Source organism: Sedimentibacter hydroxybenzoicus DSM 7310, assembly GCF_013403245.1.
Taxonomy (GTDB): domain Bacteria; phylum Bacillota; class Clostridia; order Tissierellales; family Sedimentibacteraceae; genus Sedimentibacter; species Sedimentibacter hydroxybenzoicus.
The window spans coordinates 1-22920 of the sequence record NZ_JACBNQ010000036.1 but is presented as its reverse complement, the minus strand read 5'-3'; the positions used below and the strand labels follow the sequence as shown (position 1 = coordinate 22920).

The following is a 22920-nucleotide window of genomic DNA, read 5'->3' as shown; positions in this document are numbered from 1 at the left end:
TATGGCAAGGACTGCAAATATCAGTCCCTGCTCCATTGATGTCATTATTAATGAGTTCATGTTTTTCTTCCTTTCTATTGCTCTATAAACTCTGCGCCCTCGAACGCCTTGTTGTCCTTTGTCAGACCTAATATTTCCATAGTATTTAAATTAACCTTTTTATTAAGTACTGTAGGTTTTTCAACGTGTACATCCTTTATATCCTTTTTATCAACCAATATTGCTTTTGCCATATCTGCTGCCTGCTTGCCGTGGTCGTAGTAATTCAATCCGTTAACCATGAGTATTCCGTCTGATATCTGAGATTCTACGATAGATACCGTCATTATCTTTTTTTCGATGCAAAGATTAGCAACTAGCTGTATGGATGATGCAACCGTATTATCAGAAACAATATATAAAACATCTATTTTTTTCTCTAAGGTGTTAATAGCCTGAGGAATATCATTGGCACTTGTTATACCTGCAGTTTCAACCGTCATTCCCAATTCCTCCGCAGCAGCAGTAACCTCCTTGACCTGTATTTCGGAATTTGACTCGCCGATATTATAGATTATACCTATTACATTTATCTCTTCCTTCAGATTCTTTACTGACTTTAATATTTGCGAGGGTTCAACCTTATTACTCAGACCCGTTACATTATCAATTTTGTCCAAGCCGTCAACTATCTGTGAGAACACAGGATCGGTTACTGCCGAGAAAAGCACGGGGATACCTGTATCCTTTGTTGCCTGTCTTGCTGCCTGAGCCGGTGGTGTAGCGATGGCATAAATCATATCGACCTTATCCTTTACAAACTTTTCGGCAATAGCCTGCACAGTATTTACATCTCCCTGAGAATTAACATAATCTATTTGTACATCAAGTCCAAGCTCCTTAAGCCTGTCAACGAAGCCTTCCCTTGACTGATCCAATGATGGATGCTCCATAAGCTGAGAAATACCTATTTTGTATGAATTATCCGTACTGTCTTGCTCCTGGGGACTGTTTGCCTCTTCTGACTGACATCCCGTCATGATTACCGGCACTAAAAGCACCATTGCCATATATTTTTTAATGTTTAGTTTCATAATAATCTCCTTATAATTTGATAATATTATTGTTAGCTTTAATTTATATTTAACTTGGCCAAGTTAATATCGTTAATTAATGAAACATCCAAAAGTAGGGGAATGCATCAAATTTGTCGTTAGTCGCTTATACTGTAAGTGAAAATAAAAAAGTCCCAATAAACACATTTGTGCTTATTGGGACGAAAGTTTCCGCGGTACCACCCTTATTATGATATGTAAATATCATCACTCTTCAAGGTCTAACAACCTCTAACCCTGTAACGCAGGCAATCGTGTCCGTCTACTTGGTATTCCGTTGAACAGACATGCTCCGCAGTGAATATTACATATTTCATTCAATGTTGGCTTCCACCCTTTCCAACTCTCTGTAATTGTTTAAAATATCTTTCTCTGCATCAACGCATTGTTAATTTTTATATTGTTTGCTATCTTATCCTAATTTTCTGTTATTGTCAATTGGTAATTTATGGTCAACATAACCCTAAATAATTCACTCCGTCCTCAGGCACAATTATTTTTATATCGGGTTTTTCCGCATTTCCTACCAAGTATATAGTATAATGCATTTTAGCTGACGGACTAAAATTCCTAATACTTGCAACACTTTTTTTGCTTTTCTTATCTCTCAATTCCAAGTTGTACTTTCCGGAGGGTACGACAACATTATTTGATACATCTCCATAATTTATTCCCGAAAACCATACAGCTCCATCCGAGGCAACAAGCTCCGACGGTGGAGCATCCACAAGCAAATTAGCTAACTTAACCGACGACACATCACCTTTAATGTAGTTGTCCTTTGCCTCCGGAATTACCAACAAGTTTATATCCGTTCTGTCGTTATCATCGGCTGTAATTACACCAGTGTACGCCAAATTTTTGTCAATGTTGATATCTGATTCAAATATCAGTTTTTTTGGTTCATTTGTTTCGTAAATTTTTATACGATAAGTCCCCGGATTAAACTGTGCATATCTGGTAAAACCGCCTGTCTTTATATTTTCTCCCATAACTATTTCATTAATATGTACGTCCACCGGACAATCAGTATAAGTGTTCAGCAATTTAAAAAATGATTTGTTACAAAAACATCTGTTCATTTGACTATAAATCATGTTTTTATAATAATCATTGTAAGTACTGTTTCCAAAATTCATATACTCACCCCTTCTCATAATATTATATGAATCTCCGGGGTAAATGTTCAGTAAACACTTATGAGAAATTCTCAGGAAATACAACATATTTGACAATAATAGACACAAATTTTTCTAAATATTTCTTATCCGTTTCATCAAATCTTTGCAGGATTGGGCTGTCTATATCAAGCACACCTACTAGTTTATTATTGTCAGATAAAATCGGGATTACTATTTCTGAATTAGATGCAGAATCACAGGCAATATGACCCGGAAACTCATGAACATTCTTAACCAGTTGAGTTTTTAATTCAGAAGCAGCAGTTCCACAAACACCCTTTCCCAATGAAATGTGAGTACAAGCCGGCTTTCCCTGAAATGGTCCTAAAACCAACTCTCCGTTTTTATATAAATAAAATCCCGCCCAGTTTATATCATGCATCAATAACCACAATAATGCAGATGCATTGCTTAAATTAGCAAGCCAGTCCGGTTCCTCACATATCAAACCTGTCAGCTTCAAATTTAAATAATTATAGAATTTATCCTTCGAATCAAAGTTAATTTTCTCGATATTGTTCATTTTGCCTCCCTTAGTCTCATCGTAGCTCTTCCCATCATCATAAATGATTTGAAATATTTCCACCAAAGTATATCAATATCTGATAAAGAATGCAAATTATTCCGCAATAGCTCCTCTTACAATTAATCTGTCCGTATATGTTATAATAGGCGTACACGTAATTAAGGTAACAATAGTATCCTCTGTATCATCCAGAACCCATACGTCCTGTGGACTGACCACAAAGGATTCCGTCACAATGTATGTGTACGTATCTAAATCCTTTCTGATTATAATTTCATCCCCCGGATTCAATTCATTAAGGCGTCTGAAATAATGAGCATAGAGGTAATTCCTGTGCCCCAGAAGCACGCTGTTTCCTTTCTCACCGGGATTTGCAGTTCCCGGATAATGACCCACCGTATATTTTAATGCCCTGTCATCGGTTCCCTCAAGTATTGCAGCCCTTACATTCAATTTAGGTATCTCTATAATTCCGCTTATTTCCTTGCCTTCAAGATATTTATCGACGGGACTTCGTGTATCTTCCTCTGCAGCAGAAGCTTCTTCCTCCGTACTTTCTACGCCTTCATTTTCTTCAACTGCATCCACTTCCCGCACCGGTTCTTTAACATCCTCTTTTTCCTCATCAGAATTAAGCATACTTATATGCCTGTCGTATTCTTCCACTAATTTATCCTGATAATACTTAGTACTGAAATTCTGATAAAGCCCTATGGCAATAAAAGCAATACCTGCCAAAATTAAAACAATAGCCAAATATTTTCTAATCATATCCATACCTTTTAAAAAAGAGGGGCTTAGCCCCTCTTCATATTTTAATTATTTGTAAGCTTCGTTCTGAATAAGAACAGTCCTGCGAATATTAGCATTAAACCGATGGTTATCATTAACCATGTGTTAAGCAATGAGCCTGTATCCGGTAATTCGAGAACATCCCTCGGTACGTCGGGGTCGTCTATTTCTTCCCATCCTAACGGGATCTCAGGGTCGTCTATTTCTTCTGTATCAGGAACGTTTCTGAATCTGTAGCTGTGTGAGCTTCCGCCAGTTACGTTTACAGTCAAGCTGTCCGATACGATTCTGTATCCTGCAGGTGCTTCCGTTTCTCTTACAAAATATCTGCCATCCTTAAGGTTTTCAAATATAACTCTTCCGCTTGCATCTGATACGGCAGTTCCTACTATCTCATTATTTTCATTATAGAGAGTAAACTCCGCTCCCGCAAGAGCCATGTTGTTTTCATTAACCTTATTTATGGTGATTCTGCCCGAAACAGGAACAACCGTCGTTCCGGATTGTTTATTTACAAATCTTACCGTTACAGTTTCTTCACTGTCTACAGTAACATTAACCTCTTGTTCTGTCAATACATATCCTTCAGGTGCCTGAACCTCTTTAATCGTGTATCTGCCTACAGGTACATCTTCAAATGCCGCACGACCGTCAACAGTTACAACATTTTCTAAAGTAGTACCGCTGCCGTCAATTAAGCTGAACCATGCATCCGAAAGAAGTCTTCCTTCTTCGTCAACCTTAACTATCTCAATTCTACCCGGTTTCTTAGGCTCTTCCTTCTTGTTTGTAAAGGTGTACGTATTTGTTCTGTTTGCAGAAACTGTTACGCCCCTTTCATCTACTTCCAGCACATATCCTTCCGGTGCTTTTGTTTCCTTAATAGTATAACTGCCCGGTTCCAAATCCTCAAAGGATAATGTTCCGTCCGAGCCGGTTACTCCTCTTTCAACAACTCTGCCGCCTTCATCGTACAACGTGAATTCAGCACCCGGAAGTACTTTTTTGTCTTCGTCTGTCTTTTTGATAACAATTTTTCCGTAAACAGGTATAGGGGTAGGTGGACTCGGTCTTCTTTCGTTGGTTACAACTAATGTACCATCTTCACCTATTTCTACTTCACCACTATCAGATTTGTCTTTTTCAGTGAACGTTACTGTTGCTACAGTTCCTTCATCTTCGACTTTAACCTCAACTTCAATAGCTCCATTGAAGTCTCTGTATCCAGACGGTGCCTTAGTTTCTTTAATGGTATATGTTCCTGCCGGAATAGCTGTAAATACAACTCTGCCCTCGGCATTGCTTGATACAGGACCTTTAAACACTGTAGTTCCGTCAGCTTCATACAATGTGAATTCCGCACCTTCAAGAGGATTACCATTACTGTCTTCTTTGGTGAATTCAATGTTTATTGACTTGTTCACAATTTCCTGCTCTGTGCCTGTGTCTGTACTGCTATAAGTAACAACAGTTTCATCCAACTTGGCACTGTTTCTCACAATGTTTACATTTACAACTTTATCGGACTTAGTGTATCCCAATGGAGCAGATGCTTCCTCTACTACATAATCGCCTTCAGGTATGTTTTCAAATTTAACCTTTCCATCAATATCACTGGTTGCAGTCAGTTCAGTAACAGAACTTCCGCCATCAGGTGTAAAACTGTTTTCGTTTTTCTCTTTGAGAGAGAACTCTGCACCTGGTAAAACATATGTTGGAATTGAACTTCCGTCTTTGTATTGAATCAGCCCCAGTTTGTCAAGTTCAATATTTCCGTAAACAGGAACCAATTCATTAACAAGTTCATTACTGCTATTAACTCCGGTTACGGTCTTCGTAACGGTTTTTTGGTCTGATTCTTTTACTATGGATACAAACACTTCTTTTCTTAAATCCTCGTATCCTACAGGTGATTTAGTTTCTATTATCTTATAGTTGCCTTCAGATAAATTATCAAATCTAACTTTTCCATCGGTACCGGTTGTTACAGTTCCCTTTAATATTGAATAATCACCGCTTCCATCCATTTCATACAACTCAAATTCTGCTCCGGACAGCGGCTGAGGAGTAGACGAATTATCTGCTTTTGTAAATTCGACAAATTCTATTATTTTTGTATTTGTGAACTCAACAACAGGATTTTTATTCTCATCATGGATTATTCTTACTTCAGTTTCTGTATCAAGCACATACCCCTTAGGTGCCCCTGTTTCTTCAATAAAGTATGTTTTATAAAGAAGACTATCAAAAAGTATTTCCCCATCGACTGATGTTCCTGTTATTCCTGTTTTTTCACTACCAGTATAAACATTACCGTCCTTATCTTTTCTGTAAATTCTGAATTCAGCTCCATTAAGCGGATTACCGGATTCATCAACTTTTTTTACTGTCAAGGTTCCATTAGTTCCTGTTGCTGCCGCATCGGTTCTGTTAAAATTAATTATTATGTCGGATTCGGCTTTATCTCCCGTAAGTCCTGATCCCCTGAGAGTAATTTTATTGTTTATATTTGCACTGTTATCTAAAGATGTGATAAATTCCAATATATACGGAGAATCTATTTTTTCCTTAAACGTAAATGTGAACGTGTTGTCTTTAGCTTTATCATATTCAACCACATATTCAGTGCTTGCAACCAGCGGATCAGTTCCAACCTTTTTAAGTGTGAGATTAGAACCGGAGGTATTGTCAAGCTCCGCTTTGTACAACTTAACCGAGCTAACGTCCAATGTTAGGCTGTTATTCAGTACATCCGTCAAGGAAATTCCCTTGTACACATCATCAGGGTCCGTACTTGTGCCAAGCAGCTCCATACTGTTTGCATTAATCGGAACCGTCCATTTTATGGCATCATCATTTATCAGCACACCATTTTTTTCAACTATCGGGTTTTCGACACTAACTGTTGCCGTGGCCTCTCGTGTTATTCCCGGAAAAGTAGAAGATGTTAATTTCGCCCTGTTTGTAAAAGGTATAGTACCTTTATCTGCCAATGCACTGTCCGTAATTTTTGTTTTGAATTCAACTTCGATCCTTTGGTCTATTGTTCCAAAATTAAACGTTAATTCATTATTAGTTGCGTTGTCATAAGTAGGATTAGGATTATATGCACCTTCTCTAACCAACGTAGCGTGCATACCGCTTGGACTTGTAATCGCAAAGCTTCCGGGAACATATTCCCATCCGTCCGGAATTACATCAACCAATTTAGCATTTTCTAAGGTTAAATTATTATGGTTAATCACAACTTTCCAGGTAGTTTGTTTTGTATGGTAGTCATGGTTTCCAACACGTGATTTTTCTATCACTTTGCTTTCAAAATATTGAGTTCCCGTACTAGTCCAATTTATGGCACTGCCTGTCACTCTTGCCGTGTTTGAATACCCAACAGCGGTTGAATTTACAAACAGCTTAGTTTTATCGATAATTTTTGTTGTAAACTTGATTGTGTATGTAGCTCCGGTTTTAAAGGTATCTATATTAAATACATATCTTAAGGTGCCACTGCTAAAACTAAACGAACCTACCGAACCGGTTACATCATTATTTGATGAATCAAACACCTTAAAGGAACCTAGTTCATATGACAATTCAGCCGGAATACTGTCCGTAAAAGTGATTTCTCCTTCAATATTAGCTTTGTTTCTGTTTACAACTGCAGTCCAATTAATTAAATCTCCGTTGTTTTTGTCATTGTATATTCTCTTTGCTTCTGCGGATTTACTGATAATTCCTCCGCTTCCTATTATCGTAACTTCACCTATGTCCGAAGGAGACCCGTACATTATTTCATCCCAAGTGAGAAATGCCTGATTCTTAAATGTTGTAGTTCTATTATCCATTAAATAGGTTTCCCAATCATCAATTTCAGTCTGATAGGTTATAGTCGCTTTGGAGTTCAGTGTATCATCCAATGTAATAGTTAATTTTGTTTTTCCATTATGTTCTCCACTGGTTTCAAGCGTCGGAGCAAGGTAAGAAAACCCAATTGCAGAGCCTGATACTGTTACTTCCGGAGCTTCGTATAACGTCAATCCTGCCGGTATATAATCCGTAATAACAACAGGTGTATTGAGTGTATACCCTTTATTATTTACATTGATTGTCCATGTAATAATACGATTACCATCTGGGGAACTTGTTACGGATGAGGGTTCAAGCTTACCACTTTTTTGTATCCAGTCGATATTTACCTCAGCCTTAGTTCTATCAACCTCTTCTTCTCCTATTTTTACTATTGCTCCATTTTCAAACAATACACTCTCTTTCCTTAATGATGTACCATCTTCGGCTTCAAAAACACCAGCCTTTGGTTTTGTTTTAAAAGTTATTGTGTGTTCACCTGTAATAGATCCTAAAGCAAAAGTTATTTTATTATTCCCGTCATAGGTTATAGCACTTGGGGATGTAACATCCACACCAATACCTGAACCGGAAGTGACAGTGACGTCACCGATTCCCAAAAATTCATGGTTTGTTCCTATAATGGTGTCAACAACCGTGACAACATCTGCCGGATCATCGGGTCTAACAATTATCGTCCAAGTGATTTTTCCTGTTTCAGGATCATACACACCGCTCTTGGTAATTCCTACTGAGCCCGGGTCAACTTCTTTAGGTTCAAATTCAAAATCAAAAGTACCGACATATTCGATTTCTATACTTTTAGAGCCTCCACCTAATTCATCTGCATCCTCAAATGTCCCTTCTAAATTTATATTACCTTCTATGTTACTTTTCTGCTCAACAAATTCATTAAAAGTTATTCTTATTACTTTAGAAGCATTTGAAATAGAATAAGTTGCAACAACATCACCATCCATTAATATATTTCCCGATGAATTTGTAAATTTCAAACTATCGGGCAGAGGGATTTCTATGTAATCACCGCTTGTATAATCAGGTTCATTTGGCAATTTAAATTCATAGTTTATTTTAATCTTAGCCCCCGTCGGAATATCTTTATAACTGCCATCAGGTTCAGGATTTATTTTTGTAGTACCTTTATATACCTCTACTGCCCCTGATATATCCGCCACTGTAATTTTTTCTGCCCCATAAGCAAAATTCACGGGCATCATCAGCTGAAATACCATAATGAACATCAATACAAGGCTGATACCCCTTGCTCTTTTTATTTTCTCCATTTCTTTTCCTCCTTTCATTCAAAATTAATTTTATATTTTATTTAAAAGCAAAATGCTTGTAAATAACAAATTAATTTAGTATATTTAATATAATTTTATATATACCAACATTTTTAAAGATTAAACTCTACTAGTAAATTATTTTTCATGATACCACATATATACGTTTTCATATATGGAACAATTGTTACTTTAAACAGTAAAACTTATATTTATATGAAACCATAAGCTTTTTTTAACAAAGATTTTTTACGCCGAAGTTTAGTGATTCAGACTCATCATACTTTTATATCTGATACTTTTCTCTGAATTCCTGTATTAGTTCCGATTCCTTGCCTAAGTCATCAAGCATTTCAATGAATTTTGGATCCAGTGCAATATAGCTGACATCTGTAGGTCTATGGTCAAGCATAAGGAGATAAGCTGCCTTTTTCAGCACTTCCATTGCTTCCTTGCGCTGATTTTTGGCATAATAGGAGCATGACACAAGAAAATATACGTAATGAAGCCTGTCAAATGAATTTATTTGTTGCTTGGTCCGAAGAAATTCATTTCCCTTGCTGATTACATTGTCAAATTCGCAATTAACATAATATAGCCCCAACACATTTATGATTATCGTAGTTATCAGCTTTTCATCCATTGCAACTTCCGGCTTTTTTAGATAAATGTTATATGCCGCCTCTGATGCTTTTTTAGCATTATCATTGTCTCCCAGGATAAAGCAGCATGAACCCATGAGCATATATGCACTTGCCGTAAACATCTCATCCGAATATACTGCTTCTGCTTCTTCTAATAGATTTCTTAACTTAGCTGAGGTTTCTTCATACTGCTTTTCAATATAAAAGCTATAATATAGGCGGTTCAGCATAATTTCAAGATTCCATGGACTCTTGTTAAAATCCGATATTTCTTCCGCTTCATCAGTAACCTTGTTAAGCTGCTCGAATTCTATGTTTACTCTGTACATATTAAATTCCTGTATCTTTTTACGTACTTCCATAGGATTTTCACAATTAAGATATGGATAAAATTTAAGTAAATCAACCCCCATACTATCTCCTAGCAATTTGAGCATGTTCACGGAAGGCGAGCGTTCCCCTTTTTCAATTAAGTAAATATGTTTTTCTGAACAAATATTCTCTGCCAACTCCTTGCGACTCATATTTAAGGCTTGTCTGTATTTTTCAATTATCGTACCTATATGTCCCATATTAACCCTCTCTTAATTGATTTATAGTATCGCTTGAATATATGTAGACGGTTAAGCCGTATCCGGAAGTTTTAAAACATTATATTTATATTCGAAATTTTTGTTTTTCGAAGCATTTGAAAATACCAAATATTAAGATATTTTATTATATTCTGGAAATGTTTTATATAGAACAATTGTTACCAACCAAATACGGCTAAAAAAAAGACCGCTATTAATAAGCGGCCGAACCATCATAGAATTAACATTCCTTAGACTTCATGCTTTGCGTCCTTCTCTTTGGAGAAGTTTGCCTAAAAATATTCTTCAATACGAATGATATTATACCACAATAAAACACAATCAATCATCTTTTTATATATTTATTAAAAATTTATAAAAACGAGCAAACAAATTGATCGTTCAGATTGATGACAAAGTCATCAAGATGATAGGCTGCTGAAAAAGTTCATCCTGCAAGGCGCCGGAAGACGGGCAACCGCAGCGTATTAGACATACGTGAGGATTGACCGGATGAACGGCAACGATGCAGGGGGACTTTTTCAGCAGCCTGAACGAGCAGATAAATTGCTCGTTCTTGTTGTAATTGCAGCTTTTATATTATTTAACCACTATGTTGTAAATTTTGCCTGCAACATAGATTTCTTTGATTATATTTTTGCCTTCAAGATACTTGTTGATGTTTTCATCATCTGTTGCCAGTTTTCTTGCGGTTTCCACATCGGCATCCTTCGGCAACACGATTTTACCTCTTACTTTACCGCTTATCTGAACAGGTAATTCTATAACATCATCTACTGTTTTTTCTTCGTCCCATGTCGGCCATCCTGCTTGGTTTAACATGCCGCCAAAATTCATTTCCTCCCAGATTTCTTCTGTTATGTGAGGAGCAACAGGGTTCAACAATGTTATGAATGTTTTAAATTCATCACGGGTTATATAGCCGTCTGAAGTTATTTCGTTTACAAAGCTCATCATTGCGGCAATGGCAGTGTTGTATTTCATTGCTTCATAATCTTCTGTTACTTTTTTGATTGTTTTATGCATCAGCGTCGTATGCTTTTCTGAATAGCCTGATTCGTCTGTTACCATTTCCTGCATCTTCCATGCTCTGTCAAGGAATCTTCTGCATCCCTTTACGCTTGCATCGTTCCATATAGCATATTTTTCATAGTCGCCTATAAACATAATGTATGTTCTGAGTGTATCTGCCCCGAATTCTTCGATGATGTCGTTTGGATTAACAACATTTCCTCTTGATTTGGACATTTTTTCACCGTCCGAGCCGAGTATCAGGCCCTGAGCGGTACGCTTAGCATACGGCTCCTTGAAGGGTACTGCTCCGATATCAAACAGGAATCTGTGCCAGAATCTCGAATAAATCAAATGTCTCGTAACATGCTCCATGCCGCCGTTGTACCAGTCAATAGGACCCCAGTATTTGAACTTTTCATCTGAAGCTATTGCTTCTTTATTACGAGGGTCTATATATCTCAAGAAATACCATGATGACCCCGCCCACTGAGGCATAGTATCGGTTTCTCTTCTTGCATCCTCTCCGCATACAGGGCATTTTACATTAACCCATTCAGGTATATTTGCCAGTGGTGATTCTCCTGTTTCTGTAGGGTGATATTTCTCAACCTCAGGTAGAGTAAGCGGCAGCTCCTCTTCAGGCACGGGAACCATACCACAGTGAGGGCAATGGATTATTGGAATAGGCTCTCCCCAATATCTTTGCCTGTTGAACGCCCAATCCTTCATTTTATAGTTGGTTTTCGATTCACCTAAATTATTTTCTTTTAAATAATCGATTATTTTTGCTATTGCTTCTTTTACTCTTAGACCGTTTAACATACCCGAATTTACCAATATACCGTCTTCAACATCGGTGAATGCTTCTTCCTCAATGTTTCCACCACCTATTACTTCTATTATAGGTATGCTAAATTTTTTTGCAAACTCCCAGTCACGGGTATCGTGCCCCGGAACAGCCATTATGGCTCCTGTTCCGTAGCCCATCATTACATAATCTGCAACCCATATCGGAATCTCTTCACCGGAAACAGGATTTATTGCTGTAAGACCTTTGATTTCCACGCCTGTTTTATCCTTTGCCAATTGAACTCTTTCAAATTCTGTCTTTCTTCTTGACTGCTCCTGATATGCGTGGATTTCATTCATGTTTGTAATTCTGTCGTGGTATTTTTCCAGATAAGGATGTTCGGGAGCAATAACCATAAATGTTGCTCCAAACAATGTGTCCGGTCTGGTTGTGTATACTCTTAATTTATCTTCGGCGTCCTTTAATTTGAAATCAACCTCTGCACCATAAGAACGTCCTATCCAGTTTTCCTGCTCTAATCTGATTCTCGGTAGATAATTAACCTCATTTAATCCGTCTAAAAGCTTATCTGCATATTCTCTTATTTTTAAGAACCAAACGTCCTTTTCCAGTTGTACAACTTGCTCTCCGCAGCGGTCGCATACACCGTTCTGTGAATCCTCGTTTGCAAGAACAACCTTGCAGTGATTACAAAAATTTACGTATGATTTGTCCTTGAATGCCAAGCCGTGCTTAAACATCTGCAGGAATATCCACTGAGTCCATTTATAATACTCGGGATCTGTTGTATCAACAGTTCTTGACCAGTCAAAGGAGTATCCTGCTGCCTTTAACTGCTGGGTAAACACCTTTATGTTTCTGTCTGTTACTTCTCTTGGATGTATGCCCGTCTGAATTGCATAATTTTCCGTAGGAAGTCCGAATGCATCCCAACCTATGGGGAAAAGCACATTGTATCCTTCCAATCTCCTTTTTCTGCTGATTACTTCAAGTGATGTATAGGCACGTATGTGTCCTACGTGCAGACCTACTCCCGATGGGTATGGGAATTCCACCAGTCCGTAAAATTTCTTTTTGTCTGAATTATCATCTGCTTTAAAAGTTTCATTTTTCTCCCATACTTCCTGCCATTTTTTCTCTATGGCGCTTGGATTATATGTCTTCATTATGTCCTCCGAATTATTATATATTTTGGGTTTCTCAAGGGAATGCAACAAATAAAAAAACTCCCTCCCTGCTGGGACGAAGCTATATCCGCGGTACCACCCAAATTAGGCATCAACTGCCTCACTTAATTTTAATAACGGTTTCATCCGTTTGAAACTACTTTATTCGCTTCAAATACTCATGGACGAGTTCAGCTCTAATATTACTGCCTCTCACCAAACGGCAGCTCTCTTAAAATATTTTCAAGCCTACTACTTCCAATCACAGTAATTTATTGACTTTCTACGTATTATATCAGAACAATTTTTTTATTGCAATAACAATTTTTTAGTTTCCAAATAAAATTTGATTATATTGATAGTTTGTGATAGAATTTTTTATTATATCATGTATTATATTATGTATTGGAGTTACTTATGTTAAATTTTAAATTAACCAAAAGCACAGTTGTTTATACTATAACGCTAATAATTTCTGTTTTATTTATAACTACCGGATACAGAATGAACAAGCTTGATTTGTTTCAGCATCAGGATGTAAAGACGTACAAGGCGGAAGTATTGGCTATTAACGAAATAACCGAAGAAGAAATTGATTATGGATATGAATTGATGACATCCAGGACAGTCAGATTTACCGCGAGATTGAATGATAAAAATTCGGACAACAGCAATGTTGAGGCTTTTCAATATATAGATGAATCAATAGAGATTAATCCAAAGGAAATAGAAATCGGAGATGCAGTACTTATTGCAGAGCTTAACTCAAGAACAAATATAGAAGAAACTGAGTGGACCTTCATTGAATATCAAAGAATAAATTCGATCATCAAGCTTACTATTATATTCTTTGCTATGCTTATATTGATTTGCCGAAAGAAAGGAATCAATACAATAATTTCTTTGACTATTACATTCCTTTCAATATTTATGGTTTTTATACCTTCAATTTTAAACGGAAGGAATATATATATTTCTTCAATTGTTATATGTGTGTTTATAATATTATCAAGCCTGTTAATAATTCATGGTGTGCACAAGAAAACATTGTGTGCCATTATCGGTAATTTAGGCGGACTTGCCACAGCGGGAATTCTGTCCTATGTTATAAGCAACATGCTTAATTTAACCGGTATGATTGATCAGGATTCAATGTTTTTATTGATGATAAATCCTGAAAATCCATTGAACCTGAAAGCAATTCTGTGGAGCGGTATTGTAATCGGTTCTTTGGGAGCGGTAATGGATATTTCCATGTCAATTTCTTCAGCAGTCAATGAGCTTGCTGAAAATATTGAAAACAAAAAATTTAATATATTTTTAAAATCGGGTATAAATATCGGGCAGGATTCAATCGGTACCATGACAAACACTTTAGTTCTGGCTTATATCGGCAGCTCCCTGTCGGTTGTACTTTTGATGGTTGTTTACAACAATGATTTGTTACATCTTCTAAATCTTGAAATGATAATATATGAATTCTTGCAGGCAATAATAGGAAGCATGGGACTGTTGTTCGCAATTCCCATTACTTCCTTGTTCTCAGCTTATATATTCAGCAAATAATTATTTACCATGAAATCCCGGATGAAAGTCATTTAACAGCTTTAGATTATCCGAAAAATATTCATTAATATTATGCTGCAATGTGCCGGGTACTGATTGATAAATCAGTACTTCGGCATTATTTAATATTTTCTGAGCATTTTCTCCGCATCTTGGCGCTATTAACACTTTGACACCATTGTCAGCTACAACCTGTGAAACTCTTATTCCGGCTGCTCCTTGATTTAGAACAGCACTGTTATCTAAAAATTCACTTTCCTTTGTTACCGAATTATACATAAAAATGTAAGGCGATCTTCCATATGATTCGTAAACATCGGAATTCATATTCTTTTCACCTGCAGGTAATGCTATTTTCATTTAATCCTCCCGAAAACTAATTTAATTTTTCTAATTCAGCATCAATTTCTTCAAGTCGTCCTTTAAGAAAATCTTTTTGATCTTGAAGAAATTCTTTCCTTGATTCATTGCTGTAACCAATTCTGTAACCGAAACAACCGCTTTTTCTAAAACCATCTCTGCAGAATCCTCTATCGTAACCAAGTCCTCTGCCGTAGCCAAATCCTCTGTACATAGGTCTTGCACCATATCTTCCAGGCATGTTATCCCTCCTTTTTATTTTCGACATATGTCATTTATAGTACTATTATACACCCTTATTGACATATGTCAATAATTATTTTAAAAAAAGAGCGCGTAAGCGCTCAGATTGATGACAAAGTCATCGTTATTTATTATTCTGTTCTTCCATCTTAATGCCACATCTGTTCCTGTGACATCTGCCCCTGATACAAGATTCACCTTCTCCGTCACAAAGCTTATAGTTTCCACCTTCTATTCTCAAAACTTTACCGTTTACTAACGACTCTGCGATCTTCTTCCTTGCCTCGCTATAAATTCCTTGGACTGTCGTACGTGCTACATTCATTTGTGATGAACATTCTTCCTGAGACAATCCTTCTAAATCAATTAACCTGATTGTTTCATACTCATCAACAGTCATATTTACAAACATTATTTCTTGATTGAGGGAATCCAACGGACCAAATTCATTGCGGTCAGGAAGGCAGCACACATTTCTCCATTTTCTAGGTCTTGCCATAATAACTCTCCTTATTATTCTCCACAATCTCCATGATGCATATGTTCGTTACAAACTGAAGCTGATGATTTAAGATTCCCCCTAAGATATTGCTCAACTGCTTCTTTTGCTTCACCTTTAGCACCTGTTATCACTTCAATTCCCTTATCGTTAAATATATCGATAGCTCCGGCTCCCATTCCTCCTGAAATAATAACATTTACTCCTAAATCATTTAAAAAGTTGGGTAAAAATCCCGGTTTATGTCCCGGATTGTCAATTGATTGACTGTTTGTAATGCTTTTATTTTCAGTCTCATAAATATTAAAATTAATGCAATGTCCAAAGTGTTCTGTCACCATATTGTTTTCACTGGCAACTGCTATTTTCATTTATTTCTCCTCCATTCATCATTTTCTAAAATTGCAGCTATATTATTAAATGCTTTATCATCGATTAATTCGACTAAACCCTTGTCAATAGATGATGCTATCTTTGAATCTATGGGAAGCTTCGCTAAAACTTCAATATTATGTTTCTTTGTGATTTCTTCAATGTTGCTTTCACCGAAAATCTTATGTTCCTTATCGCATTCGGTACATTTAAAATATGACATATTTTCCACAACACCTATAATTGGTATGTTCATGCTTTCTGCCATTTTAACCGCCTTTTCAACAATCATTGAAACTAATTCCTGTGGTGAAGTTACCACAATTATGCCATCTACAGGAAGAGATTGAAAGACAGTCAAAGGGACATCCCCGGTTCCGGGAGGCATATCAACGAACATATAATCAACATTTTCCCAAATAACTTCAGTCCAAAACTGTTTTACTACTCCTGCCACAATAGGTCCTCTCCAAATAACAGGGTCCGTATCATTCTCCAGCAATAAATTTACCGACATTATTTCTATACCTGTCTTTGTTTTTAACGGTATTATCCCCATGCCATTACTTTTTGCTTTTTCTTTTACACCAAATGCTTTTGGAATTGATGGTCCTGTAATGTCTGCATCTAAAACGGCAACATTATGATTTCTCCTGTTCATAGTAACAGCAAGCATTGAAGTAACTAATGATTTACCCACACCGCCCTTGCCGCTCACAACACCGATAACCTTTTTGATGTTACTTAATTCATGGGGTTTTTCCAAGAATTCACTCGGTTCTGTTCTGCTGCTACAGTCTTGATTGCATGAACTGCAGCTTGAATTGCAATTTTCGCTCATTTAAATTACTCCTGATTATTTAAAATTTTGATAGTATTATTATAAACTTCCTGTACGGCTTGTTTAGCAGCACAATCTATATCAACAATAGTTACACCATTGTTAATTGCTTCAACAGCTTTTATATCAAACGGAATTTTTCCTGTTAATTCAATGCTGTTATTTTTGCAATACTGTTTAATTATATCACACATTTCTTCATTAATATCATATTTATTAATACAAACAGCTATTTTTGTTTTAAATGTTCTCGCTGTTTCTATTATCCGTACCATATCACTTACTCCTGAAACAGATGGCTCTGCAACAATTAAAACCATATTAGCACCGCTTATGGATGAAATGACAGGACAACCGATACCAGGAGAGCCGTCAATCACAGCAAAATCTGCTTTTGTATTTTCTCTCAACTGCTTTTTAACTTCAGACACTAATTTACCCGAATTGCCGCTGCCCATTTTAAGTTCTGCTGTTGAAAAAACAGCATCATCATTGTATAACATCAAATCTCCCGCTTTAAAATCCTTCATTGTAATTGCAGAAGATGGGCAGATATATTCACATACTCCGCACCCTTCGCATTCGTAAATATTTATTGTGTAGTTTTTACTAATAGCGCCAAACCTACAATTTGCAATACATAAACCACATTCAATACAATTATTAATATCTATTTCTGCTTTTTTCATACCATAGTAATCACTAATGTAAGGGTTTTTTTTATGCTTTATTACTAAATGCAGGTTAGGGGCATCCACATCACAATCTGCATATGCTTTAGCTGCAGACAGCCTTACAAAAGCACTTGCTACGGTTGTTTTGCCTGTACCGCCTTTGCCGCTGAGAATTAACAGCTGTTTCATAGTACCTCCTGCATTACTTTTTCAAGTAAATTATTAAAGTAATCTCTATATTTACTATTTTCCCTGACTGCAATTAAACCATCAGAATTTATTTTGCCCAATTCTATATCGAATGGAATTTTTTCAATAATCTTAATATTGTTTTTTTTGCAAAAGGCTTCGGACGGGTTTTCTCTCTCTATACTTTTGTTTATTATTACACTAAAAGGTTTTTTGTATAAATTAACAAGCTTATATATCATATTTAAATTATGTGCGCCAAACACCGTTGGTTCTGCAATCAATATACAATAATCAGCATCCTTTATGCTTTCCATTAAACTACAACTACTGCCTGGAGGACAATCTATAAATATAGGCTTTTTATCGCCTATTTTCTTGTTTAGCATATTTTTTATTATATTAACTCCCGATTCCTCTCCGGTATTTAAAATTCCTGTTATTACATGAACTTTCTCTGATATTCCCGATTGGATTTTTCCAATAGCTCTATCTTTTTCAACAATAGCTTCTGTTGGACATATAATTGAACACCCTCCACATGAATGGCATATTTCATCAAATAAAATTATTTTATTCTTTATATACGCTAATGCATTAAACTTACAGAAATCTACACATTTCCTGCATCCATTGCATAAACTTTGATTTATTTCAGGAATTCTAACATTTACAGTTTCTGTTTCTATACTTTTCGGTTTAAAAAACAAATGTCCGTTTGGTTCTTCAACATCACAATCAATATAATATGAATCCATCGAAGTCGCGGATAAATTAACTGAAATTAAAGTTTTTCCCGTTCCTCCTTTACCGCTTAACACAGCAATTTTCATAGCCTACCTCAATATCTACAGTTTATGACATATGTCTATAACAGAATTATATTCCAATTACCTTCCTCTGTCAATAACTATAAATCTGAAAAGCCATCAATTCATAAAAGTATGACTCGAATTGATGGCTCAAATTAATAACTTTTATTTATTCGTCAAAGGCATCTTTAACTGTCCATTCCTTCCACACATTGCCTACTAAGCCAGGTCCCGGTTTTAATGTTTTCTTGCCCGGTTTCCAACCCGATGGTGTTACTTCTGCCCCACCTGTTTTTCTAACGAGCTGGTATGCCTTTAATTGTCGAATTCCTTCTGATACATTTCTGCCTACAGGAGGTGTCAATACCTCAAAGCCCTGAACTATACCATCAGGATCTATAATAAACCTGCCTCTTGTTTCGGTACCTCCTACTTCATCATAAATACCGTACATTTTTCCTATTTCTCCATTTTGATCTGATAGCATAGGAAACGGAATATCTCCGTCTATCATCTTGGATAATTCACTATCGTTCCATACTTTATGGGTAAATACCGAATCAACGCTGCAGGATAATACTTGAGCTCCTAATTCTTCGAATTCATTGTTTTTAGCAGCAACTGCTGCTACTTCCGTAGCTCAGACAAATGTAAAGTCTCCCGGGTAGAAACATAAATATACCCATTTACCTTTGTAATCTTCCAAACTAACGTTTACGAATTTTCCCTGAAAAAATGCCTGCGCTTTGAAATTTGGCGCCGGTCTTCCAACTTTAATCATTTTCTTTTCCTCCTTAAGTTCATTTGCATTAAAGGGTTCTGTTTTAACTGTTGCAGTAACTTCCTCCACTTCCGGTGTTACTGCGCAACCTACTTTTACTTCTTCCATAGCTTGCCTCCTTTCTTTAAATCTTTCAAACTTATACCCAATAATATCCAATTTAAACTGTTAAAGGTTGTTTAATTCTCTTACTAATATATCATCATATGTATCTATGCCGCTTACTTGAGCCGAAAGCTCTGTCATAGCAATAATATCACTTCTGTCTATATACTCTAACTTGAATTTCCGGTTTAATGCCATTAGTTGCTTTAATCCTGCTGAAATTCTGTTAATATATGAATACACTCCGATGGCTCCCCCTGATATATCTGATGCATTTTCATAATATAGCTTTAATTCTCGTATATCAGAGAAAACATCTTCTTTTGATTCTCCGAAGCGTTGATAATCTTTTGGAAGTGCTCCCTTTTTAATTAATTCATCTATTTGTCTGCCTGTCATAGCAGCTGCCATTGCCGCTCTGCCTATTGCAACAAAGTTAATATATGGAGCACCGAGAGCCAATCCCTTGAAAATTTGGTCTTCTGTAGCAAATCCGCCTGCTATTGCAACCTGCGGCAATTTATACTCTTTTATATACATTCTTTTTAATATATTATGAAGCATGCTTTCCAAATAAACAGTAGGGATGCCCCATTCGTTCATCATCTTAGCGGGACTGTTTCCGCTGCCTCCTCCCGCGCCGTCAAATGTTACTAAATCTACTTCTGCCTCCGCTGCTATCTTTAATATTCTCACTAAATCCTTTAAATCGAAAGGTCCTGTTTTAAAGCAAACATGCTCGGCTCCTAATTCCCTCAATTTGTGTACACGATTTACAAGTATTTCTTCGTCCCACATGGGGAGCTTCCCGATTTTTTCAAATATTTGACCCTTACCCTTCAAGTAATTTTCGGAAATTTTCGGATCTTCAGGATCAGGGTATAATAAATATCCCATCTTTTTAAACTTCAAAGCGTCATTTATATCCTTAACCCTGCCCATTCCCTGTATACCTTTAGCTGCCTGACCAAATTTAAGTTCTACCGATTTAACGCCTAACTTTGTAATTGCATAATCAAGTACACCTAGGTTTTCATCATCATAATTTGCCTGAAGAACAATATCTCCTAATCCTCTGTAGTATTGTCTGAATGAATTTACCATTTCGTCAATAAGAGGAGATGAAACAACTTTGCCATTTTTCAGCACTAAATTTTTATCCTTTGCAACCACATCCTCCCCTATGACTACCAATACACCAGCCATAGCCGCACCTGCAAAATAGTCTTTCCAATTTAATTTAGCCATTGCAGGCAATATAAAAGGGGCGGAAATTTCAATCTTATTTTTCTTTCCAAAGTATGTCTTAATGTCAGTCTTTGGAAATGTAGCTGCCTCTGCGTTTATCTCACATCCTAATGCTCCGAACACCCTGCCGTTAATATTAAAATGAGAAAAATCGAGTGGATATTTTTTTTCTGAAGCAAATTGGTTTATATCAGTTTCAAAGGGGTAAATCGCTTCGGAACCTCTTAAAGCAGACAAACCTATTTCACAAGTACCGATACAATTTGAAGTACATACCGCACACATTCCCGAGAATTTAGAAACGTTTTCAGGAGTTCTAAGTTTTGTATGGCTTATTGTACTACCAAGCGGTGGACTATAACTCATATTGTTACCTCCATATATTTTTGACATATGTCACCTTTATACAAATTATATTCCTATAAGGGGTATATGTCAATAATTAATATAGAAAAAAAGACCGGCACCAATTAAATCCGGTACCGGCAATATAAAAAATTATTAGCTAACATTTTTATGTTTGTTAATTGTCAAACTATCGTTTGTCTCTCATTATACATTATAAATATTAATGAAGCAATACTTTTTGTTAAAAATTTGATAATTATTATTTTAGGCGTTATAATACTTGTTATTCGACTTATATTTTGATATAATGTCAAGATATTTAAACGGAGAATAATGTCTGATGAGCGTAATTACACTTTTTTTTACATCCATTGGATTGTCAATGGATGCATGTGCCGTTTCAATTTCCAACGGTATGTGTTATTCAAAATACAATAAAAAAGATATCTTGTCAACTGCCTTTGCATTTGGTTTTTTTCAGGCAATCATGCCTTTACTCGGCTTTCTTGCGGGATCACTTTTCAGTGAAGCTGTTTTATTCTTAGACCACTGGATCGCATTGATTTTACTTTCAATTATTGGAGGAAAGATGATAATTGAAGCAGTAAAAGAGTATAATTGCCCTGAGTCCTGCCTGACCGGTGATAAAATACTTACCTTTAAAACACTGATATTACAGGCAATTGCAACAAGCATAGATGCTTTTGCGGTAGGAATCGGATTTGCGGTTATGAAGGTTAATATATTAAGTGCTGTTTTGTCTATCGGAATTATAACATTTATTACTTCATTAATGGGATCTTATCTGGGAAAAAAATGCGGTGAAATGTTTAAACAGAAAGCTGAAATATTAGGCGGAGCAATACTTATTTTTATAGGTATTAAGATTTTTTTGGAACATACTCTGGGATAGATTTTTACTTTATAAAAAAGCACCTACATTTAAGTAAGTGCTAAATTTAAATTATATATAAATACACGTTAATTAAGATTTTATAAAATTATTCTTCATCCTCTTCTTCAGGCTCATCCCAGTTGTGGTAAACTTCCTGAACGTCGTCGCTGTCTTCTAGTGATTCTATCAGGCGGTTAAGGAATTTAACATTTTCTTCATCCTCTACCTTTACATAGGTTTGCGGAATATACATGATATCTCCTTTTAAGTTTTCATATCCTGCTTCCTTTAAACCGTTTAATACTTTTATGAAATCTTCGGGTGCTGTCGTAATTTCATAGCTGTCATCCTGAGTTTCGAAATCCTCCGCACCGACATCTAAAGCAGCCATCATCAATGTTTCTTCATCGATACCATCATTTTGGTCTATGAATATCACACCTTTTCTGTCAAACAAATATCCTACGCATCCTGTTGTTCCCAAATTTCCGTTGTTTTTTGAAAAATAATGTCTGATATCTGCTGCTGTACGGTTTTTATTGTCTGTCAAGCATTGAACCATAAAAGCAGTACCGCTCGGTCCGTATCCCTCATAAGTGATGGTCTCATAGTTTTCGCCTGATGCTGCCGCCAGGCCTGCCTTAATTGCTCTGTCGATATTATCATTTGGCATATTTTGCGCCTTTGCTTTTTCTATTGCGGTTGCTAATGATGAATTATAGTCGGCATCAGCGCCACCTTCTCTTACGGCAACGGTTATAGCTCTTGCCAATTTAGTAAATATTTTGCCCTTTAATGCATCCTGCTTTCCTTTACGATTCTTTATATTAGACCATTTTGAATGTCCTGACATATTAACCTCCTCCTACCTTATCAATTTTAACGAGATATTTTATCATACAATAATATTTATTTCAAATATTTTATAATATAATTTTTCCATCGCTAAATGCAAGTTAAAATGAAACACTTTTTTTAACTCTGTTAAAATGTATTGTTGTTCCATAATAATAACTTTT

At 36.2% G+C, this 22920-nt stretch carries 19 protein-coding genes, 1 riboswitch and 2 other annotated features; of the genes, 2 read left to right on the top strand and 17 right to left on the bottom strand.

Going from position 1 to position 22920, the window contains the following annotated elements; translation table 11 throughout:
* Nucleotides 1-74: 74 nt before the first annotated feature.
* The 7 genes from HZF24_RS17815 to leuS form a co-directional block, all read right to left on the bottom strand.
* A complete protein-coding gene (locus HZF24_RS17815) occupies nt 75-1073 on the bottom strand; it encodes an ABC transporter substrate-binding protein (RefSeq protein ID WP_179239726.1) in 999 nt (332 codons plus the stop codon).
* Between the two features lie 175 nt (nt 1074-1248).
* Nucleotides 1249-1484 (bottom strand) — a binding site (T-box leader).
* A gap of 62 nt (nt 1485-1546) precedes the next feature.
* Entirely contained in the window at nt 1547-2233 is a 687-nt protein-coding gene (locus tag HZF24_RS17810; RefSeq protein ID WP_179239725.1) for a DUF4397 domain-containing protein, read from the bottom strand.
* 58 nt (nt 2234-2291) lie between these two features.
* Entirely contained in the window at nt 2292-2798 is a 507-nt protein-coding gene (locus tag HZF24_RS17805) for a GAF domain-containing protein (protein ID WP_179239724.1), read from the bottom strand.
* 96 nt (nt 2799-2894) lie between these two features.
* Nucleotides 2895-3572 (bottom strand): class D sortase, encoded by a 678-nt coding sequence (locus tag HZF24_RS17800; protein WP_179239723.1) that lies wholly within the window; start codon nt 3570-3572, stop codon nt 2895-2897.
* Between the two features lie 44 nt (nt 3573-3616).
* Nucleotides 3617-8740 (bottom strand): SpaA isopeptide-forming pilin-related protein, encoded by a 5124-nt coding sequence (locus HZF24_RS17795; protein ID WP_179239722.1) that lies wholly within the window; start codon nt 8738-8740, stop codon nt 3617-3619.
* 286 nt (nt 8741-9026) lie between these two features.
* Nucleotides 9027-9956, bottom strand: coding sequence for a helix-turn-helix domain-containing protein (locus HZF24_RS17790; RefSeq protein WP_179239721.1), 930 nt, complete (start codon nt 9954-9956; stop codon nt 9027-9029).
* Between the two features lie 217 nt (nt 9957-10173).
* Nucleotides 10174-10260: riboswitch (cyclic di-GMP riboswitch) on the bottom strand.
* Nucleotides 10261-10556: 296 nt separating this feature from the next.
* Nucleotides 10557-12968 carry a leucine--tRNA ligase gene (gene leuS, locus HZF24_RS17785; protein WP_179239720.1) on the bottom strand — a complete coding sequence of 804 codons (2412 nt, stop codon included), beginning with the start codon at nt 12966-12968 and terminating at the stop codon, nt 10557-10559.
* Nucleotides 12969-13037: 69 nt separating this feature from the next.
* Nucleotides 13038-13243 (bottom strand) — a binding site (T-box leader).
* Between the two features lie 142 nt (nt 13244-13385).
* Between leuS and HZF24_RS17780 the strand changes: the two genes are divergently transcribed.
* Entirely contained in the window at nt 13386-14534 is a 1149-nt protein-coding gene (locus HZF24_RS17780; RefSeq protein WP_179239719.1) for a YibE/F family protein, read from the top strand.
* Here HZF24_RS17780 and HZF24_RS17775 read toward each other — a convergent pair whose 3' ends face one another.
* The 9 genes from HZF24_RS17775 to HZF24_RS17730 form a co-directional block, all read right to left on the bottom strand.
* Entirely contained in the window at nt 14535-14894 is a 360-nt protein-coding gene (locus tag HZF24_RS17775) for a NifB/NifX family molybdenum-iron cluster-binding protein (protein WP_179239718.1), read from the bottom strand.
* 16 nt (nt 14895-14910) lie between these two features.
* Nucleotides 14911-15135, bottom strand: coding sequence for a DUF5320 domain-containing protein (locus HZF24_RS17770; protein WP_179239717.1), 225 nt, complete (start codon nt 15133-15135; stop codon nt 14911-14913).
* A 126-nt stretch (nt 15136-15261) separates the two neighbouring features.
* Nucleotides 15262-15636, bottom strand: a complete 375-nt coding sequence (locus tag HZF24_RS17765) for a DUF134 domain-containing protein (protein WP_179239716.1) — start codon at nt 15634-15636, stop codon at nt 15262-15264.
* 14 nt (nt 15637-15650) lie between these two features.
* Nucleotides 15651-16007 carry a NifB/NifX family molybdenum-iron cluster-binding protein gene (locus HZF24_RS17760; RefSeq protein ID WP_179239715.1) on the bottom strand — a complete coding sequence of 119 codons (357 nt, stop codon included), beginning with the start codon at nt 16005-16007 and terminating at the stop codon, nt 15651-15653.
* Nucleotides 16004-16849 carry an Mrp/NBP35 family ATP-binding protein gene (locus HZF24_RS17755; RefSeq protein WP_179239714.1) on the bottom strand — a complete coding sequence of 282 codons (846 nt, stop codon included), beginning with the start codon at nt 16847-16849 and terminating at the stop codon, nt 16004-16006. The genes HZF24_RS17760 and HZF24_RS17755 overlap by 4 nt, the downstream gene beginning before the upstream one ends.
* A 5-nt stretch (nt 16850-16854) precedes the next feature.
* Nucleotides 16855-17712: an ATP-binding protein gene (locus HZF24_RS17750; protein WP_179239713.1), complete on the bottom strand. Its 858-nt coding sequence runs from the start codon at nt 17710-17712 to the stop codon at nt 16855-16857.
* Nucleotides 17709-18545 carry a 4Fe-4S binding protein gene (locus HZF24_RS17745; protein ID WP_179239712.1) on the bottom strand — a complete coding sequence of 279 codons (837 nt, stop codon included), beginning with the start codon at nt 18543-18545 and terminating at the stop codon, nt 17709-17711. The genes HZF24_RS17750 and HZF24_RS17745 overlap by 4 nt, the downstream gene beginning before the upstream one ends.
* Nucleotides 18546-18693: 148 nt before the next feature.
* Complete coding sequence (gene prxU / locus HZF24_RS19135; protein WP_246346183.1) at nt 18694-19413, bottom strand: thioredoxin-dependent peroxiredoxin; 720 nt, start codon at nt 19411-19413, stop codon at nt 18694-18696.
* A 60-nt stretch (nt 19414-19473) separates the two neighbouring features.
* The gene (locus HZF24_RS17730; RefSeq protein ID WP_179239710.1) at nt 19474-21024 is read right to left on the bottom strand and encodes a glutamate synthase-related protein; all 1551 of its coding nucleotides are present in this window, start codon (nt 21022-21024) and stop codon (nt 19474-19476) included.
* A gap of 322 nt (nt 21025-21346) precedes the next feature.
* Between HZF24_RS17730 and HZF24_RS17725 the strand changes: the two genes are divergently transcribed.
* On the top strand, nt 21347-21919 hold the full coding sequence (locus HZF24_RS17725; protein WP_179239709.1) for a manganese efflux pump MntP: 573 nt from the start codon (nt 21347-21349) through the stop codon (nt 21917-21919).
* Nucleotides 21920-22007: 88 nt separating this feature from the next.
* On the opposite strand, the gene HZF24_RS17720 is transcribed toward HZF24_RS17725, so the two are convergent.
* A complete protein-coding gene (locus tag HZF24_RS17720) occupies nt 22008-22754 on the bottom strand; it encodes a YebC/PmpR family DNA-binding transcriptional regulator (RefSeq protein WP_179239708.1) in 747 nt (248 codons plus the stop codon).
* Nucleotides 22755-22920 lie beyond the last annotated feature (166 nt).